18 protein-coding genes are annotated in these 18434 nt (G+C 63.4%); 9 read left to right on the top strand and 9 right to left on the bottom strand.

What is annotated here, in order from left to right; all coding sequences use genetic code 11:
- Positions 1-28 precede the first annotated feature (28 nt).
- Positions 29-901: a LysR substrate-binding domain-containing protein gene (locus O9K64_RS15560; RefSeq protein ID WP_275099005.1), complete on the bottom strand. Its 873-nt coding sequence runs from the start codon at positions 899-901 to the stop codon at positions 29-31.
- A 125-nt stretch (positions 902-1026) separates the two neighbouring features.
- Between O9K64_RS15560 and O9K64_RS15555 the strand changes: the two genes are divergently transcribed.
- The 3 genes from O9K64_RS15555 (at position 1027) to O9K64_RS15545 (ending at position 3088) form a co-directional block, all read left to right on the top strand.
- Positions 1027-1290: a DUF1127 domain-containing protein gene (locus O9K64_RS15555; RefSeq protein ID WP_275099004.1), complete on the top strand. Its 264-nt coding sequence runs from the start codon at positions 1027-1029 to the stop codon at positions 1288-1290.
- Between the two features lie 111 nt (positions 1291-1401).
- Positions 1402-2589: a response regulator gene (locus tag O9K64_RS15550; protein WP_275099003.1), complete on the top strand. Its 1188-nt coding sequence runs from the start codon at positions 1402-1404 to the stop codon at positions 2587-2589.
- A complete protein-coding gene (locus tag O9K64_RS15545) occupies positions 2582-3088 on the top strand; it encodes an STAS domain-containing protein (protein WP_275099002.1) in 507 nt (168 codons plus the stop codon). Before O9K64_RS15550 ends, O9K64_RS15545 begins: the two co-directional genes overlap by 8 nt.
- A 194-nt stretch (positions 3089-3282) precedes the next feature.
- Here the strand turns inward: O9K64_RS15545 and O9K64_RS15540 are convergent, their stop codons facing one another.
- A complete protein-coding gene (locus O9K64_RS15540; protein WP_275099001.1) occupies positions 3283-3705 on the bottom strand; it encodes a hypothetical protein in 423 nt (140 codons plus the stop codon).
- 290 nt (positions 3706-3995) lie between these two features.
- On the opposite strand from O9K64_RS15540, the gene O9K64_RS15535 reads away from it, so the two are divergent.
- The 5 genes from O9K64_RS15535 to O9K64_RS15515 all read left to right on the top strand — a co-directional run bounded on the left by O9K64_RS15535 (position 3996) and on the right by O9K64_RS15515 (position 10170).
- A complete protein-coding gene (locus O9K64_RS15535) occupies positions 3996-4664 on the top strand; it encodes a L,D-transpeptidase family protein (RefSeq protein ID WP_275099000.1) in 669 nt (222 codons plus the stop codon).
- 68 nt (positions 4665-4732) lie between these two features.
- Positions 4733-7087, top strand: a complete 2355-nt coding sequence (gene mrcB, locus O9K64_RS15530; RefSeq protein ID WP_275098999.1) for a penicillin-binding protein 1B — start codon at positions 4733-4735, stop codon at positions 7085-7087.
- Positions 7084-7623 (top strand): hypothetical protein, encoded by a 540-nt coding sequence (locus O9K64_RS15525; RefSeq protein WP_275098998.1) that lies wholly within the window; start codon positions 7084-7086, stop codon positions 7621-7623. Before mrcB ends, O9K64_RS15525 begins: the two co-directional genes overlap by 4 nt.
- Positions 7624-7735: 112 nt before the next feature.
- The gene (locus O9K64_RS15520) at positions 7736-8203 is read left to right on the top strand and encodes a hypothetical protein (protein WP_275098997.1); all 468 of its coding nucleotides are present in this window, start codon (positions 7736-7738) and stop codon (positions 8201-8203) included.
- Positions 8204-8211: 8 nt separating this feature from the next.
- The gene (locus tag O9K64_RS15515) at positions 8212-10170 is read left to right on the top strand and encodes an ATP-dependent DNA helicase (RefSeq protein WP_275098996.1); all 1959 of its coding nucleotides are present in this window, start codon (positions 8212-8214) and stop codon (positions 10168-10170) included.
- A gap of 95 nt (positions 10171-10265) precedes the next feature.
- Here O9K64_RS15515 and O9K64_RS15510 read toward each other — a convergent pair whose 3' ends face one another.
- From O9K64_RS15510 to O9K64_RS15500, 3 genes are all read right to left on the bottom strand, one after another.
- Complete coding sequence (locus tag O9K64_RS15510; RefSeq protein ID WP_275098995.1) at positions 10266-10658, bottom strand: PilZ domain-containing protein; 393 nt, start codon at positions 10656-10658, stop codon at positions 10266-10268.
- Positions 10659-10787: 129 nt separating this feature from the next.
- Positions 10788-11375 carry an isochorismatase family protein gene (locus tag O9K64_RS15505; RefSeq protein WP_275098994.1) on the bottom strand — a complete coding sequence of 196 codons (588 nt, stop codon included), beginning with the start codon at positions 11373-11375 and terminating at the stop codon, positions 10788-10790.
- A 21-nt stretch (positions 11376-11396) separates the two neighbouring features.
- Entirely contained in the window at positions 11397-12734 is a 1338-nt protein-coding gene (locus tag O9K64_RS15500) for a nicotinate phosphoribosyltransferase (RefSeq protein WP_275098993.1), read from the bottom strand.
- Between the two features lie 365 nt (positions 12735-13099).
- Between O9K64_RS15500 and tsaB the strand changes: the two genes are divergently transcribed.
- Positions 13100-13795 carry a tRNA (adenosine(37)-N6)-threonylcarbamoyltransferase complex dimerization subunit type 1 TsaB gene (gene tsaB / locus O9K64_RS15495; protein ID WP_275098992.1) on the top strand — a complete coding sequence of 232 codons (696 nt, stop codon included), beginning with the start codon at positions 13100-13102 and terminating at the stop codon, positions 13793-13795.
- 453 nt (positions 13796-14248) lie between these two features.
- Here tsaB and O9K64_RS15490 read toward each other — a convergent pair whose 3' ends face one another.
- The 4 genes from O9K64_RS15490 to O9K64_RS15475 form a co-directional block, all read right to left on the bottom strand.
- Entirely contained in the window at positions 14249-15211 is a 963-nt protein-coding gene (locus O9K64_RS15490; RefSeq protein ID WP_275098991.1) for a GGDEF domain-containing protein, read from the bottom strand.
- A gap of 2 nt (positions 15212-15213) precedes the next feature.
- Positions 15214-16203 carry a response regulator gene (locus O9K64_RS15485; RefSeq protein WP_275098990.1) on the bottom strand — a complete coding sequence of 330 codons (990 nt, stop codon included), beginning with the start codon at positions 16201-16203 and terminating at the stop codon, positions 15214-15216.
- A 132-nt stretch (positions 16204-16335) separates the two neighbouring features.
- Positions 16336-17409 (bottom strand): hypothetical protein, encoded by a 1074-nt coding sequence (locus O9K64_RS15480; RefSeq protein WP_275098989.1) that lies wholly within the window; start codon positions 17407-17409, stop codon positions 16336-16338.
- Entirely contained in the window at positions 17406-18377 is a 972-nt protein-coding gene (locus O9K64_RS15475; protein ID WP_275098988.1) for a hypothetical protein, read from the bottom strand. Before O9K64_RS15475 ends, O9K64_RS15480 begins: the two co-directional genes overlap by 4 nt.
- Positions 18378-18434 lie beyond the last annotated feature (57 nt).

The following is an 18434-nucleotide window of genomic DNA, read 5'->3' as shown; positions in this document are numbered from 1 at the left end:
ATACGGACCCGATTCTATCACCGGTCGGTCAGGCCGCGCTGGCCTGGTTGTCCCGGAATCCCTCGAAAATGTACTCCGCCAGGCAGTTGATGGCGGGCGCGGCGGAGACCTTGGAGCGCAGCAGGGTGATGGCCGACTCCGGCAGATCCGGGAATCCTTCGGCGCTGGTCAGTATGCGCATGTTCTCGTTGACGATGCTGCCCACCAGCACTGTCACCCCCAGTCCGCAGCCGACGATCGCCTCGATGCCGGTGATGCTGGGACTGGAATAGGCCACCCGGTAGGGCCGGCCGCTCTTGTCCAGTGCCTTCATCGCCCAGTGGCGGAAAATGCAGCCGGGCTGGAACAATACCAGCGGCAGCGGATCCGCTTCATGGATAAAGTGGTGTCTCGAAGTGGCCCAGACGGTGGACTCGCGGCGCAGGATCTCGCCCTCCATGCTGCCCGGCACCGCCGTGACGATCGCCAGGTCGATCTCCCCGGCCTTGACCGACTTGGTCAGGTGCTCGCTGCCGTTGCAGATCACCTCGACCTGGACCATCGGGTAGGCCTTGGCGAAGCGGGCCATGATGCGCGGGATGAAGGCCGCCACATAGTCATCCGGAATGCCGATGCGCACGCTCCCCACCATGTCCGGTTGCTGCAGGGTGGAGACCGCCTCCTCGTGCAGGCGCAGGATGCGCCGGGCATAGTTGAGCAGCACCTCGCCGTCCGGGGTCAGCACCATGCCCCGGCCCACCTTCTCGAACAGCGGCCGGCCGACCATCTCCTCGAGCTTTTTCATCTGCATGCTTACCGCCGACTGGGAGCGGTGCACCATCTCGGCGGCGCGGGTAAAGCCACCGGCATCGGCGATGGCGACAAAGGTGCGCAGCAGTTCATTGTCCAGTATCGACGTCATGGTCAAACCCATCATCTGCGTTGATGTATTACATCAAAACTATTCGTTTGAATAATGTTTAGCACGGCTCCAGACTTTCTGCAACCGGTCATGAATTGGACCGAACAACCCGATCAGGAGGCGTTATGAAACAGACGATTTCACTCAGCCAGCCATTTTCCACAGCCGTTGCCCCGCGGGCGGCCATCAGCACACGGCGGAAGCTGACCCTGGGTTGGCTGATGCGCGAGCTGATCGACCGTTTACACCGCTGGCGCATGCTCTCCCGGGAGCGTTATCTGCTGCAGACCCTGAGTGACGGCATGCTCAAGGATATCGGCATCAGCCGGCTGGAGGCAGAACGGGAGGCCAGGCGTCCGTTCTGGGATGACCGGGTGACCAGACGTTGATCCCTGCCGTTCCGGGGCTAAAGAAAACTTCCCTCCCGCCTTCGATGCTGTCTAAACTAAAACACAAGCATAATGCGTTGGCGAGAGAGAAGAACAATCCCTGGAACTGTAATGGATCAGGCAGTAAAAATATTAACCATCGAGGATGAGACAGCGGTTCGACGCAGCCTGGTGGCGCATCTGGAGGATTTGGAGTACGGTTTTCTTGAGGCGACCAACGGTGTCGAAGGGATTGAGATGTTCAACCGGGCCAAGCCGGATCTGGTTCTGTGTGACCTGCGGCTGCCCGGCATCGATGGGCTGGATGTGCTCTCAACCCTGGCTGAACTCTCGCCCGACACCCCCATCATCATAGTGTCGGGCGCCAACCAGGTGAGTGACGCCATCCAGGCGTTAAAGCGGGGCGCCTGGGATTACATCACCAAGCCGATTGTGGATTTTCAGATCCTGGATACGGCGATCGAGCGCGCCCTGAACCGGGCGCGTTTAATCAAGGAGAACCGGGATCACCAGAAACACCTGGAGGCCCTCAATCAGGAACTCTCCATCGCCCTGGGTCAGTTACGCGAGGACGAAGAGGCGGCGCGCGCCCTGCAGTCCAGTCTGCTGCCGCCCCCCGAGGCGCAATTCGGTGATTACCTGTTCCGGCGCAAGCTCTTCCCCTCGCTGTTGTTGAGCGGCGACTTTGTCGACTATTTTCCCATCGGCAACTACGAAGTGGGTTTTTATATTGCCGATATCTCCGGGCATGGCGCCGCTTCCGCCTTTGTCACCGTGATGTTGAAGACGCTGTTTGAAAAGCACCTGGATGCCTTCCAGCGTTCCCAGGATGAAGTGATACGCCAGCCCCAGGAGATGCTGGATCATCTGAACCGGGCAATCTACCAGTCACCGATCGAAAAATATCTGACCATCTTTTATGGTGTGCTGGATGTTCGGGAGCACCGGCTGCGCTTCTGCTCCGGTGGCCAATTCCCCTACCCGATCCTGTTCGATGGCGAAAAGATCAGTACCCTGACCCTTCACGACAAGCCGGTGGGTCTGTTCGAGGATTCAATCTATACCCAGCATCAGATCGATTTTCAATCGGTGCAACAGTTTCTGATGATCTCGGACGGTATCCTGGAGCTGTTTCCCCGGGACTCGGCGCGCCGGCGAACCGAGTGGCTGTTGCAGATGGTCACCCGAGGGACGCCGACCATAGAGGAGCTGGTGGAGCGGTTCGATATTGAAAGGCTCGATGAGATACCGGACGATATCGCGTTTTTATCTATCGGGCGTGGTGAGAGAGATGGGTAATGGCCAAATACTGCATGGATCGCACAATGGGGTGGAAGTCCTTTATTATCGCGGCGATGTCCGGCACACGCTCTGTGTGGCGCTGGACCGCTATCTCCAGCAACTGCTGCAGCAGCCGAATATCCACGGCTTTGTCGTTGACCTGACCCGGGCGGAGAGTATCGACAGCACCAATCTGGGCATACTGGCCCGGCTGGCCAGGGCGATGCAGAAGGCCAAGTTGCCGAAAGTGACCCTGATATCAAGCCAGCCCGATATCAATGAACTGCTGGCGGCGGTGGGTTTCGATGATGTGTTCACCATAGTCGATGAGCCGGTCGCGGCCTGGGACGAGCCGGACGAGATCCATGCGCTGGAGAGTGGCGGCCCGGCAAACGGCCGGTTGCTGCTGGAGGCGCACCGCGCCCTGATGAACCTGAACGAGGAGAACAGGGTCAAGTTCCGGGACGTGGTCAAGGCGTTCGAAGAGGAGCTGAAGTCGTCGTCGTCGAGCGATTGAGTGGGTAGCGAGCAGGATGGGTGGAGGAGGGACGACGTAACCCATCAACCCATCGATACAATTGGTAAGGCGGGGGTGACTAACATGACCACAACATGTAGTGGCTGCGTTACTTAACCGGATAGTCCAGTAACCTTATTCGTATTTATTTGCGGCATCCCGCGGCGCCCGGACCCGAACCGGTTCGGAGGGATTCAGCGACGCTGCAACAGTGAATCGACCGGCCCCGGTCCCAGCATCTCGATATGCAGGCCAGGACGGCGGCGCTCCGGTCGCCCGGATGGGCTCTCCCGCTCCTCCATGTGGGCCTCCCGGTGTGCCTTGGTCGACCGATGATAGTACTTGCGGGCCGCCACCGGCCGGCCATGCAGCTGATGGCCGTTCAGGTTCCGCAAGGTCTCTTCGTCCCGCCCGGCGGTCTCCAGTTCGGCCAGGCCGTGACACTCCACGCTCCCGGTCAACTGGTCGGTCATCCTGAGAATCGAGTAGCTTTTCAGCCGGTTCCGCCGCCTGATGGAGAGTCCGAGCCAGCCTTTGCGTTTGAGCCGTCGGTTGAGAAACTGCCGCAGTTCGCTCTGGGAAGTGCTGAGCGGTATGCCCGGAATAATCACCCACATGCCATGTTGCCCCTCTGATTCTCGTCCCTGATGACATTGCTGATATTTTAGTCGGTGGCGGCGTCCGCGTTGTGCGTTTGATCGCAGATTTTAGTGACTGCGCAACGCCCGGCCGACGCGGAGTGTCCAATCTGCACGGACCCCGAGGCCGGGCGGGAGGAGCGGCCGGGTCCCGCGGTTTCATTTTGCGACGGGATAGTGTAGATATGCAGGGCATGAGCGTTCAGGTATTTCAGCAATCACCCCCGGCTGTTCCGGGGAGCGTATTTTTACGGCAGATCGGAATCCTCATGGTCGGCCTGCTGTCTCTTCTGCAGATGCCGGCTATGGCGGCTGCGGCGCCCCGTACGGTAGCGGATGTGCTGTCCCACTACAGCGACAAGGTGGAGGCGCGGTTGCAGCCAAGATTTCAATTCGCCGATGTCGACTGGCCTCCGCAGCGGGTCGCGCTGGTGGCCTTCAAGGATACCCGGCTGATGGAGCTGTGGGCAATGAACGACGGCCCCTGGCAACACATCAAGGACTACCGGGTGAAGGCGATGAGCGGTCGCACCGGCCCGAAGCTCAGGGAGGGTGACCGGCAGGTACCGGAAGGGGAGTACCGGATTGAACTTTTAAACCCCAACAGTGCCTACCACCTTTCGTTGAAACTGGATTATCCCAACGCCTATGACCGTCGGCAGGCGGAGCTCGATGGCCGGCGCAACCTGGGCGGGGATATCTTTATTCACGGCGGGCAGGTATCCACCGGCTGCCTGGCGATGGGCAACAGTGCCGCCGAGGAGCTGTTTGTGCTGACCGCGATGATCGGCGAGGAGAATGTGTCGGTACTGATCACACCCCGGGATTACCGCTTCAGATCACGTCCGCCGGCGGAACATGCCCCGCCCTGGGTGAATACGCTGCACGACCGGATTGCCCAGCGGCTGCAGCTGTTCCCGTTGGCCGACAAACTGTAGCCACCAACTTCGCCGCCGGCCGCACCGGCAGGCCCCACGACACAGTACGAGTATCCAACTAGCAGCCGATGGCCAAAACACCCAAAAAACGTTCCCGCACCCCCGCCAAACGAAAAACCACCTCCGGCCGCCGGAAGCGCCGTTCGACAGGTCTGGCCCGGCGCTGGATCGCTCGGCTGCTGGCCCTCGGCTTCCTCTTTTCCCTGGTGCTGGGGGCCTACCTGATCTATCTGGATCGCACCGTCAGGGTCAAGTTCGAGGGCAAGCGCTGGGCCGTCCCCGCGCGGGTGTACGGGCGGCCGCTGGAGCTCTACCCGGGGGCGCCGGTCACCCCGGATCAGCTGGTGGCTGAGCTGCAGCGTATGGGCTATCGGCAGGTTCCCTACCCCAAACTGGCGGCCAGCTGGTCGCGCAACGCCGGGCGCTTCCTGATCAGGGCGCGTGATTTCCGTTTCTGGGACAGTCAGGAGCCGGGACGCTTCCTGGACATCCGCTTTGCGGGAGAACAGATCGAGCGACTGGCCGAGGTGAGCGGCGGGGAGCTGGCCCTGGTACGGCTGGAGGCGCCCGAGATCGGCAGCATCTATCCGGCACACAACGAGGACCGGGTCCTGGTACAGCGCCAGGAGCTGCCCGACCCGCTGGTGCAGGCGCTGATCGTGATGGAAGACCGTACCTTCTATCAGCACCATGGAGTCGATCCCCGGGCCATCGCCCGGGCGATCTGGGCCAACCTGCGCGCCGGTGGGGTGGTGCAGGGGGGGAGCACCCTGACCCAACAGCTGGTGAAGAATTTCTACCTGACCCGGGAGCGCAGCCTCTGGCGCAAGCTGAACGAGGCCGCCATGGCATTGCTGCTGGAGGCCCATTACGACAAGGAGGATATCCTCGCTGCCTACGCCAACGAGATCTACCTGGGCCAGGATGGCGGGCGGGCCATTCATGGCTTCGGCCTGGCCAGTCACTTCTACTTCAACCGCAGCCTGCAGGAGCTGGATCTGTCGCAACTGGCGTTGCTGGTGGCCCAGGTGCGTGGCCCCTCCTATTACGATCCCAGGCGCCATCCGCAACGCGCCAAGGAGCGCCGCGACCTGGTACTCAGGGTGATGCAGGAGCAGGGGGTGATCACCGCCAAGCAGGCCGCCGCCGCACAACGGCGACCGCTGGGGGTGCAGCAGAAAGGCGACGGCCGGGGCAGTTATCCGGCCTTCATGGATCTGGTCAGGCGGCAGCTGCACCGGGACTATCGGGAGGAGGATCTCACCTCGGAGGGGTTGCGCATCTTCACCACGCTCGACCCCTGGGCACAGCAGCTGGTCGAAACCGCCGTGGCGGCGCGCCTGGGCACCCTGGAGAAGCAGCACGGCCTGCCTGGCGGAAAACTGGAGAGCGCGGCGGTGCTGGTGGACGGCGAGAGCGGCGAGGTGCGAGCCCTGGTGGGGGGACGGAGTGCCCGCTATGCCGGTTTCAACCGTGCCCTGGATGCGGTCCGGCCGATCGGGTCACTGGTCAAGCCCGTGGTCTATCTGGCGGCGCTGCAGCAGTCCGACCGCTACAATCTGGTGACCCGGCTGGATGATGGCCCCCTGAGTATCGCCGGCCGGGAAGGCGAGCGTTGGGTCCCGGAAAATTACGATCGCAGTTTCCATGGGCAGGTGCCGCTGCATCTGGCCCTGGCCAAATCCTACAACCTGGCGACGGTCCGGCTCGGCATGGATCTCGGTTTGGGGACGGTCGCCGACCTGCTGGAGCGGCTGGGCATCAGCCGGCCGGTCAACCGCGTCCCGGCGATGTTGCTGGGCTCGCTCTCCCTGTCGCCGCTGGAGGTCGCCCAGCTCTACCAGACCTTCGCCGCCGGCGGTTTCTATTCGCCCCTGCGGGCGATTCGCGGGGTTCAGTCGAGCAGCGGCCAGCCGTTGCAGCGCTATCCCCTGACGGTGCGCCAGGCGGTGGACGCCGCCCCGGTCTACCTGCTCAACCGCAATCTGCAGGAGGTGGTGCGCAGCGGCACCGGGCGCGGGCTGGCCAGCTATCTCGACAGTTCGCTGAACATCGCCGGCAAGACCGGCACCACCGATGAGTTGCGCGACAGCTGGTTTGCCGGCTTCAGCGGCGACAAGGTGGCCGTGGTCTGGGTCGGGCGTGACGACAACCAGCCGGCAGGTTTGACCGGGGCGGCGGGTGCGCTGCAGGTCTGGGGTGATATGATGCGGCGTATGCATCCGTTGCCGCTCTCCCTGCTGAGGCCCGATTCGGTGGAGACGGTGTGGATTGATCCGGGCTCCGGCTTCAGGGCCGACGAAGGGTGCGCGGATGCGCTGCAGTATCCTTTTATCGCCGGTTCGGCGCCCACGGTCACCGCCGCCTGCGCGGGCCGGCCGGGGACCTCGATCCGGCGTCTGTTTCGGAGTTTTTTTGAATGAACTGGAAAAGATATACGGCACTGCTGTTACCGGGGCTGCTGCTGGCCGGTTGCTACACGGCCCCGCAGCGCCCGCTGGATTCCGCCGGACAACGCCAACCGGCTCCCGTCTCCAGCGTGCCGGACAATGCGGCCGTGGTGACGCCGGCCGAGGAGCGAGGGATACAGATCACCGCCTATGAACCGGCACCGGCCATTCCCCTCACCCCGCTGCATAGCAGGGCGGTGGGCGCGTTGCTGAAGACCGCGCTGGAACAGGAGCGGACCGATGACCTGAACGGGGCGGTCGGCACCATCGAGCGGGCGCTGCGTATCGAGCCGCGCAACGCCCATCTCTGGTACCGGCTGGCCAGCCTGCGCCTGACCCAGGGCCGCCATCTCCTGGCCGCCGATCTGGCCAACAAATCCCTCACCCTGGCAGGTGGCGATGTGGCCTTGAAACGGGACGGCTGGCAGCTGATTGCCCGGGCGCGCCGCGCCGCGGGGGATGTTTCCGGTGCCAAGGTGGCCGAGCGCAAGGCGCGGAGGCTGCAGTGAGTCTCCGAGTGCGGATGTTTTTGCCTGATGCCCGATCGAGGATGCGGCAGTCGCCAACGGTTTAGGATACAATCCCGCTGAAAGCCATTGATATCCGGGGAGATTTATCGGCATGAGCCTCTATGCCGCTGACAAATTGATCGGCCAGGCACGCCAGCTCGCAGCGGAGTATCGGCGGGCCATGGGTAAGCCTTTGCCCGGCATCAGCAACGAGATCGCCCTGCATGACGCCATCCGGCTGCTGCATCTGACCCCGGTCGATGCCGCGGTCGGGGGTTACGATGCGCTCGATCCGGCGCGCGATGGCCGGCGTATCCAGATCAAGAGCCGGACCATATTCGATGAGAGCAAGACCGGCCAGCGCATCGGCCAGATCAAGGCGGACCAGCCCTGGGACTGTGTGGTGCTGGTGCTCATGGATGAGGAGTATGAACCATATGAGATCTACGAGGCGGAGCGCGAGGAACTGTTCGAATTCATGGACAAATCCAGCAGCGGCCGGGCCAAGCGCGGCGCACTCTCGGTGGCCCGGTTCAAGATCATCGGCCGGCTGGCCTGGTCCCGCGACCACAACGATTAAACCACATCATGTCTGAAATCAGCGAAATCCTGGGTCCCGACGGCCTGCTGGCCAACTGCGTGGAGGGGTTTACCTACCGTCCCCAGCAGGAGGCGATGGCGGTGGCGGTCATGGAGGCCATGACCCGGGGTGAGGTGCTGATCAGCGAGGCCGGCACCGGCACCGGCAAGACCTATGCCTACCTGGTCCCGGCCCTGCTCTCGGGGCAGAAGGTGATCATCTCCACCGGCACCAAGAATCTGCAGGATCAGCTGTTTCACCGCGACCTGCCCCGGGTCCGCCAGGCCCTGGCGGTGCCGGTCGATGTGGCCCTGCTCAAGGGCCGCGCCAACTATCTCTGTATCCACCGCATGGAGATGACCCTGCTGGAGGGGCGGCTCAACAGCCGCGAGATGGTGGATCAACTGATGCAGGTACAGCGCTGGTCGGGGCGCACCCGCAGCGGCGATGTCGCCGAACTCACCGATATTCCGGAAGATGCCCGTATCTGGCCGCTGGTCACCTCCACCACGGAGAACTGCCTGGGGGCGGAGTGCGGTGACTACAGCGCCTGCCATTTGGTGGAGGCGCGGCGGCGAGCCCAGGAGGCGGATCTGGTGGTGATCAATCACCACCTGTTGTGTGCCGATTTTGCCCTCAAGGAGGGCGGTTTCGGCGAGCTGCTGCCGGGCGCGGACTGCTTCGTGGTGGACGAGGCGCATCAGCTCCCCGAGGTGGCGGGCAACTTCTTCGGTTCCGGGATCAGCGGCCGCCAGCTGCTGGATCTGTGTCGCGATATCGATACCGAGTACCAGCGCGAGGCGGGGGATATCAAGGCGGTGCCGGAGCAGTCGGCGCAACTGGCCAAAGGGGTGCGCGACCTGCGCCTGCTGTTCGGCCTGGAGTTGCGTCGCGGCCCCTGGACGGAGATCGCCGCCGATCGCCAGATCCTGCGCGCCCTGGATCAGCTGGATGGGGCGCTGGCCAAGATGATCGAGCTGCTGCAGCTGGTCGAAGGGCGTGGCAAGGGGCTGGACAGCTGCCTCACCCGCTGCAAGGCGATCCGCCAATGTCTCGATGAGCTGACCCGCGAGGACGAGGCGCAGGGGGAATACATCCGCTGGTTCGAGACCTATAGTCAGAGTTTCCGTCTCAATCGCACCCCGCTGGACATCTCCGCCCTGTTCCAGGCGCGCATGGCCAGCCATCCCGGCAGCTGGATCTTCACCTCGGCCACCCTGGCGGTGGGCGGGCGTTTTGACCACTTTCAGCGCCAACTGGGTCTGAGCGAGGCGCGCACCGCCTGCTGGGACAGCCCGTTCGACTATCAACACCAGGCGCTCTGGTACGTCCCCCGGGGTATGCCCCAACCGCGCGAGCCGCACTACACCCAGGCGGTGCTGGAGGTGGCGGTGCCGGTGATCCAGGCCAGCGAGGGGCGCGCCTTTATCCTGTTCACCAGCCACCGGGCGCTGCGCGAGGCGGCCGACTGCCTGGCGGAGCGGCTCGACTACCCGCTGCTGGTACAGGGGAGTATGCCGAAGGGGGAGCTGCTGGCCCGTTTTCGCCAACTGGGCAATGCGGTGCTGCTGGGTACCGCCAGCTTCTGGGAAGGGGTGGATGTGCGCGGGGATGCGCTCTCCTGCGTCATTATCGACAAGCTGCCGTTCGCCTCCCCGGGCGATCCGGTGCTGCAGGCGCGGATCGATGCCCTGCGCAGGCAGGGCGGGAATCCGTTTATGGAGTTTCAGGTCCCGCAGGCGGCGATTGCCCTGAAGCAGGGGGCGGGGCGGCTGATCCGCGACGAGACCGATCGCGGGGTGCTGGTGATCTGCGATCCGCGCCTGCTGAAGAAGGGCTACGGTCACCTGTTCCTGGAGAGCATGCCGCCGATGGCGCGCACCCGGGAGCTGGAGGATGTGGTGCGGTTTTTTCAGGCCGGGCCGGATGCGGAGCATGGAGAAGCAACCGCGGATGAAACCAAATAGACCTTGGGCGCTCCGTGGGCGCCGTGCCTGTACGGGGTAACGTGGCGGCGGGCGCGGCCCGCCATTGGGGAATGGCTGATTGGATGCGCCGCGACTCAGTCGCCGAAGCCGTACTGGCGGATCATCTGGCGGATCGGTTCCAGGATCTCTTCCGAGGGATCGACCAGCTGGAAGCCGGTATCGTAGAAGGCGCTGTTGACGTCGTTGTTGCTCCAGCGGCTGACCGCGGCAAAGCGGATCGTCTCCGGTGCGCCCGCGATGCCCTGACAGCGGATCTCCAGGTCGAACGGCTTGCCGGTTTCGATCGGTTTCTCGCTGATCAGCATCAGGCCGTCGGTGTTGATATCCACGATATGCCCGAGCAGCTGGTCCGTTGCGGTGTCCCATACCCGCAGGTAATAGATCAGGTGGCGGCGCAGGATCGCCCGGCGCTCGTCGGCGACACTCCCCCCTGGCCGCGCGGTTTCATATTTCTTGCCAAAGTACATAACGGGCTCCCTACTCGGAATGAATCTATCCCCAATTGTAGGCGGAAAATATTCCAGGCGCCGATGAAACGCGCCCTTCGCCCACAGGCCGGACCTGGCTCGCGATCGCGGCATCGCGTACCCGCGGCATCACCGACCGGTTGGTCCCGTGATGTGCACCTCGGCACCGGCGTCCTGCATCTCCCGGCGTGCCTTGACGCCATTCTCCCAGGTCACCGGGCGTGTGCCGTCACCGATCAGCACGACCGCAAAACCCGCCTGCAGGGCGTCGAGCACGCTGGCCCGCACGCAGACGTCCTCGGCCAGCCCGCCGATCCACAACCGCCTGACCCCATCGCGGCGCAGCCGGACCTCCAGCCCGGTTGCGTCGAGCGCGGAGTTCTGGTCATGGTCGAAGCGTACGCCCTTGGTGACCTTTACCACGGACCCCGGCAGTTGCAGGTCGGGATGGAACATCGCCCCCGGCGTGTCCTGCAGGCAATGCACCGGCCAGGGTCCGCCTTGCTCCTGGAAGCTGATGTGGCCGGCCGGGTGCCAGTCACGCGAGGCATAGATCGGCACCCCCCTGGCGCTAGCCGCGGCAATCCAGTGATTGAGCAGGGGGACGATCCCGTCACCGCCGCTGATCGGAAGCGCACCCCCGGGGCAGAAATCATTCTGGACATCCACCAGAAGCAGGCCATCCCCCGGTTGCAGTAACTCTTCGATGTGATCCATGTTGCGCCTCCAGTTGCCTGGTCATAAATGCGCCACTTTATCCCTGACGTGGTGTTGGAACCGCGACAGTTCCGCGCTCACCGTCACCGGATAGGGCGGGGTGGCGGGCGTGTTCGCCCGCACGGCGGCGGGCAGGCGCTCTATCTGCGCACGCGCATAGGCGCGGATCTGGGCCAGCGGCCGGGTCGTCGAGACCCGGGTGCCATTGCGCATTACCGGTTCCAGCAGCGCGGATCCAGGACAGTGCTCGTCGCGGCGTGCGATGATGTCGCGCACGGCGCGTTCGCCTTCCAGCACCCGGAAAACCTGTTTGGGTCCCGGCAGCACCGGCTTTCCCGAGGAGAGCTTCAAGCGCCCTTCGCCCGCGTACTCGCACAGCTTGTAGGCGATATCCAGATCGGGGGCATCGCTGGAGACGCCCATGTGGGTGCCCACCCCGAAGCCGTCGATGGGGGCGCCGGACGCCAGCAGGCCGGCAATGGCTTCCTCGTCGAGCCCGCCGCTGGCGAAGATCTCGACCCGCTGCAAACCGGCAGCGTCGAGCAGGTGCCGCGCCGCGCCGGCGAGCTGCGCGAGATCGCCGGAGTCGAGCCGCACCCCGCGCACCTGGAAGTCGTTGCCGGGCGCCTGGGCCAGCTCGATGACCTTGCCCACGCCGGCCAGCGTATCGTAGGTGTCCACCAGCAGTATGGTTTGCGGATAGAGTCGCGCGAATGCGCGGAATGCCGCCGCCTCGTCCTCGTGCGCCTGCACGTAGCTGTGCGCCATGGTGCCGGCGACCGGGATAGCGTAGTGCTTGCCGGCCAATACATTCGACGTCGCCGTGACCCCGCCGATATAAAACGCCCGGGCGGCCTTCAGCGCGGCATCGAGGCCATGCATGCGCCGGGCGCCGAAATCGATCACCGGCCGCCCCTGCGCCGCGGCCACCACCCGGGCCGCCTTGGAGGCCAGCACGGTCTGCAGGTGCACCTGGTTCATGATCAGCGTCTCGATGAGTTGCGCCTCCGGCAGCGGTGCCGAAACCTCGAGTATGGGTTCATTGGCGAACACCGGTGTGCCCTCGGGAACGGCTTGCATCTCCCCGCTGAAGCGGAATGCGCCGAGCCAGGACAAGAACCGGTCGCTGAACAGTTGGAGCGAGGCGAGATAGGCGAGATCGTCGTCGCGGAAACGCAGCTGCTGCAGATACCCGATCACGCTGTCCATGCCGCAGGCGAGCAGGTAGTTGCGGCGTGCCGGGAGGCGGCGTACGGACAGACTGAAAACCGCCGGTTCGGTCAGGCCCTCCTCGAGGTAGGCCTGAAGCATGGTCAGCTCGTAGAGATCCGTGAACAGGGCGAGCCCCTGGCCTGGCATCGTCGTGTCGGTACCGCTCGTAGCGGGGAGTCGCTCTTGGTCGAATGGTATTCCGGGCATCACACGGTAAACCCTACCCGGCGCCACACAGGACGTGTGCGATAATTGCCGGCCACACCCGTAGCCGGGGCGCGGGCGGGACCGGGGAAGGGTCGCTAGGAACCTGATAAGGGACGGTAGCGTCAGCGACCCGCTCCGCAGCAACGCCAAAGTCAGCGGTACTGTCCAAGTGGTTATAAATTAAGCATAGCAGGCAGCGGGGGGCTGGAGTCACTGTGTCGAGTGGTGGAATGGATGCATGATCCGGGTGGCGCGGTCAGCAAAAAAAGCCACTTTCGACAGGAGCTGGGCTACAATCGGTCGCCATGAAGATACTTGCCCTGGAAACCGCCACTGAAGCCTGTTCCGCCGCGTTGTTGATCGACGGGAACGTCATCGAGCGTTACCAGGTGCAACCGCGCATGCACAGTCAACTGATATTGCCGATGCTGGATGAGCTGCTGGCCGAGGCCGGGGTGACACTCGCGGCGCTGGATGCCATCGCCTTCGGCCGCGGGCCCGGCGCCTTCACCGGGGTGCGCATAGCGGTGGGTGTGGCGCAGGGCGCCGCCTTCGCCGCCGATCTGCCGGTGGTCCCGGTATCCACCCTGGCCGCTCTGGCGCAGCGGGGCTTCCGCGAGCTGGGTTGGCGGCGTCTGCTGCCGGCCTACGACGCGCGCATGCGGGAGGTCTACTGGGGTGCCTATGAAGTGGATGCCCAGGGCCTGGTTTCGGCCCGGGTGGCCGATGAGGTGTGCGCGCCCGACCGGGTGACCTTGCCGGACGGTGGCGGCTGGCAGGGTGTCGGGGCCGGTTGGGGTAGCTACCGGGATCTGTTGGACCAGCGGCTGGGTGACGCGGTCGGGGAGGTGAATGCGGATCTGCTCTGCAGTGCCCACGACGTGGCGCTGCTGGGTACGGCCGGTTTTGCCCGTGGCGAGTCGGTGGCGGCGGAGCTGGCCGCGCCGGTCTATCTGCGCGACAAGGTGGCGTCCAGACCGGGCGAATCCCGGGCGGGATAAGTCGGTATTTCCATGGGGCGGGCCGTGCCTGCCGGGACAATCCAACAAATCACGGTGCCTACGGGATCCCCTATGGCTTAGGAAGCACCACGGATGGACACGGATACACACGGATTTTGGCTAGGAGCCTGTCGGGTTTGACCGACCGTAGCGAGGGAAAGCCGATTTGAGCCAGATTTTTTGATCTTTCGAGGCGAATAGTGGACCTATTTAACGAGAAAGATCGGAAAATATGGCCAAATTCGGCTTTTCCGCAGTAGGTTAGTGTTAAATCCGACAGGCTCCTAGGGAAGCCCCGGTAGGCAGTTGGTCGGGCAGGGGCATGCATGTGCCCGGCAGGGTGAACCCATCTGTGTCCATCCGTGTGGATCCGTGGTTCGGATATGGGCGGTCTTGCCGTTCCCGCATTGCTTCGGCACCAGCCGTAGCCGGGCCGTGCCCGCCGGATGGTCCTTACTCCGCCGTGTAGAGCGTGGTGCGGTTTCGGCCGCCCTCCTTGGACTGGTAGAGCGCCTTGTCCGCCTGTTCCAGCCATACGCTGTGGTTGGCTAAGTCCTCACGGATCTCGGCCACTCCCAGGCTGATGCGGAAGCGGATCTCCTGGCCGTCGTAATTCACCCGGGTCGTCTCCACTGCGTGGCGCAGACGCTCCGCGAAGATCCTGCCGCCCTGGCAGTCGGTATCCAGCAGGATGACGCAGAACTCCTCACCGCCGTAACGACCGGCGATGTCGATCTCCCGCTTGGTCTCCTGCAGCAGGGCCGAGGTGATGCGGATCACCTCATCGCCGGCCTGGTGGCCGTAGGTGTCGTTCACCTTCTTGAAGTGGTCGATATCGAACATCACCAGGGTGCGCGGTTTGCCGCTACGCGGAAAACGCTTGAATTCATTCTCCAGGTGGTGCTCCCAGGCGCGGCGGTTGTACAGGCCGGTCAGGCCGTCGGTGCGTCCCAACCGGTCCAGCTCTTCATTGGCCGACTGCAGCGCCCGCTCGTCCAGGGCGGCATCGGTGGCGTCGTACAGCATTAGGCAGACATGCTCCACCTCACCCGAGATACCGGTCAGTGGGAAGATGGTCATGTTCTGAAACATGGTGTCCGAACGGCCGGTGATCGGGTTATAGCTGTTGAAACGGACGATATAGGGGCGCTGCTGCCAGGAGGAGAACGCCCGGTTGTTGAGCAGGAATACCGTATCCAGCTTTTTCTGCAACCACTTGACCGGCAGCTCCGGAAACTCCTCGAACAGGTTCTTGTCGGTCAGGGTAAAGGGGTGGATGCCGCTGTGGTTCCACATGAAATGGTTCCAGATCTTGATCCGGTAGTCGCGGTCGAGCACCACCAGGCCCACATCCACATTGTGGATGATCCCCAACAGCAGGTGCATCTCTGAAATATCGTCGTTGAGCGAACCCATGATCAGCCAATCTCCTCGCCCGAGCGCAGCTTCAGCGCGGCAATGGATTCCGGTGTGATCAGCACCAGTTGATTACAGCGGATCTGATTGTCCCCGATCACATAGTTGACCTCTATGGTCAGTATCCGCTCGTGTCCCTGGTGGTTGGCAAGGATCACGGCGCTGTCCTGGCTGTGGATGGTGATGCGGGGATGCCCCTGGCTGAAACAGATATCCAGCTGCTCGGCGAAGCCCTTGAGGAAGGCGCCGACCAGCACGTTGGCAATATCCATGTAGAGTTCGATCTCGCTGGAGGTTTCCAGGTGGTTGAGATCGAAGTTGAGGAGTTCGGCGACATGGCGGATATCGGTGTCGTGGAACAGCAGCAGATTCTCGCCGGAGATGCCGCCGCCGATGAATCCCTGGGTGATGCAGGAGAAGCTGTCGCCATGGGCGGTGGCGTTCAGGGTCATCTCCAGTTCGCCCCGTTCCAGCAGGCTGACGTGGGGGATGGTCAGCTCCACTTTCTCATTGACCACCCGCACCAGCAGGTCCGCCGCCCGTCCCATGGCCACATTGGTGATCTCCTGCACCCACTCGGTGAAGGTGACCTGGCCCGTGGCCTGCAGCTCCTGCTCCGTCAGGATACCCAATACCCCGAACTCATCCAGTACCCGGGTCAGTTCGGCGGGGTCCACCGGCTTCTTGATAAAGGCGACCGCGCCGAGCGCCATGACCCGTTTGTAGCTCTCCGGCTGGATGTCGCCGGAGATGACGATGGGCAGCGTGGGCAGATCCTGTTTACGGATGTACTCCAGCACCTCGAAGCCGTCCATCACCGGCATGGTCAGGTCGAGCAGCAGGATGTCCCCCTGGCCGGCCTCGATCGCCGCGACCGCTTCCCGGCCGTTGGCGCAGAATGTCAGGTCCACGTCCCAGCCGGACGGCAGGGCGCGCGTGACCTGTTTTCTGGCAAAGCTTGAGTCGTCACAGATGATGACGGGTATTGGCATATTCGGACCGGCTTATAGTTATAATGGGCGTTCGGCTTCGAGTATAACAACAAAACCCCGGACCAAGGCCAGAATCAAGTGAAGCGGCGAGCGAAGTTCCGGGGCCATCCCCGGAGGCATCCGCTGCGACGCTCATTCACCCTGGTCGGGGGTGGGCAGGACCGGGACCAGTTCGGGGCCGCCGCCCTGGAAATAGTAGTCGTAGCTGCCGTGCAGATGGGAGGTCAGGCCCCACGCCTCGGTGAAGGTGAGCCCGCTGTTCTCCGGGAAGATTACCTTGATATAGAGTCCATTGGCCTGCTGCTCCTTGAGCCCGGCGAGCACCGTCTCCAACTGCTCCTGGGAGACGGACCGGTAGCCCGGCTGCTGCTGGGTCTGGTATTCGACCAGGATGCGGTTGTCCGGCTTGGTGTAGCGTACCTCCACCAGGTAGCGTCCGGCGGGTGAACGGGCCGGCCGGATCAGTTTGTCGTACTTGACCTTGAGCTGTTGGAAATCGGATTGCAGGGTCTGCAGTTGCCGGCCGCTCTCACGCTCGGCGACCCGGGCCGCCAGCAGTTCACCCGACTGGCTGCTGTAGCGTTGCTGCAACCGGGCCAGCTGCTCCTGCACCGCGACGTAGTTCTGCTCCAGCGTATTCAGCGCCGAGTGGGCGGAGGCGATCTCCTCCTGGAACCGGCTCAACTGTTGTTGCGCCGCGAGCAGGGTCTGCTGCAGATCCTCCAGGTTCTGTTGCTGCTGCTGGATCAGCGCGTCCCGCTTCTTCAGCTGCTGGGTGAGGGTGAAATTCTCCGCGTTGAGCTGGTCGCGCAGCAGTTGCAGCGACTCGTTTTCCGCCTGCAGCTGGACGATGCCGCGATGCTGGGTGTCGATGGTGCCGGCCTGTTCCGTGCGCTGCTCCTCCAGCTGCATCAGGCGCATGCGCAGCATGGAGAGGTCGTTTTCCGCCGCGAACAGCTTCAGCGCCAGGCTCTCCTTCTCCTCGCCGGTGGCCTTGGCCAGCTCCACCGCGGCACGTTCCGCCTCCATGGTGGCGCGCAGCTGATTGACCAGCTCGATATTGCGTAGCAACAGGACCACCATGGCGATGACGAAGATCATCACGATCACGGTCATGATGTCGGTGAAGGAGGGCCAGAAGCTATCCTGGTTCTGGCCCTCCTGGCGGTTCAGCCGCAGATCGACAAAGCTGTTGTCGGAGTTCATATGTCCTCGTGCAGCCGGAAGCCGTCCCTGAGCAGCCGCTTGATGTCCTCCATCTCCCGGGTGATGGGCTGGATGCGCTCCTCATAGGCCTGTTGCATCGCCCGGCTGATGGATTGCTCGAGCGCCTGGATATTACCCTGGGAGAGCTGCATCTCCTGGGCCAGGTTCTGGAACGAGACCTGGGACCCCTCCATCTTGCTGATCAGGCTCTGCAGCGAGCGGATCAGTCCGCTGAACTCAAACAGCACGCTCTCGGTCTGGATCTGGAAGCGCGGCATCAGGTGGGCGGCGGTGATCTGCTCCACCCCGCTTACCAGGTTGGTCTGCACATCGGTCAGCTTCATGTAGAAATAGCCGAAGAAGATATAGCAGACGATGGCGGTGATGGTGGTCGAGAGCGCGGTGGACATGCCGTGGATGACCAGTCCCATGCCGTTGACGTTGACTGCCGAGGCGAGCAGGTCGGAGGCGCCGATCAGGGCGATGGAGAGCGACACGATGGTGCCGAACACGCCGCTCAGGATCAGCGTGTTGTTGACGAACTTCGGCAGACTGTTGCGGGTGCTTTCCGACGCTACCAGGGTGGTGGCCAGGGCGTTGTGATTGATCGGGGTGTTGGCCTTGTGCAGCGCCTCCAGGGTACGGTAGCGGCGCGCGATAATGCGCTGTTCGGCGACCTCGTAGAGCGGGTCGACCTTGTCCCGCAGGTTGGCCATGAACTGCACCACCGCCCGCTCTTCCAGCCCGTAACTGACCAGTATGCCGATGATCCTGAACAGCCCGAGGGTGAACAGGGCGAGGATGGCGCCGTTGATGATCAGGCCGGTGGGGGTGAGCTGGTCGCGGAAGTAGATTTCAATAATGAAATCGAGTTTCCAGAACAGCACGCCGGCGCCGATGGCGCCCAGGATGATCATGCGAATCAGGATATTGCGACTGAAATGGCGGCGTATCTGTATGCTTTCCAAGAGTGTTCCCCAGCGGTGTTCAGGCCAGCGATGGACTCCAGCTTACCATATCTGGTT

Source organism: Sedimenticola hydrogenitrophicus (genome assembly GCF_029017505.1).
Taxonomy (GTDB): domain Bacteria; phylum Pseudomonadota; class Gammaproteobacteria; order Chromatiales; family Chromatiaceae; genus Sedimenticola; species Sedimenticola hydrogenitrophicus_A.
The sequence above is the reverse complement of the archived record's forward strand: the minus strand, read 5'-3'. Positions and strand labels throughout refer to the sequence as shown.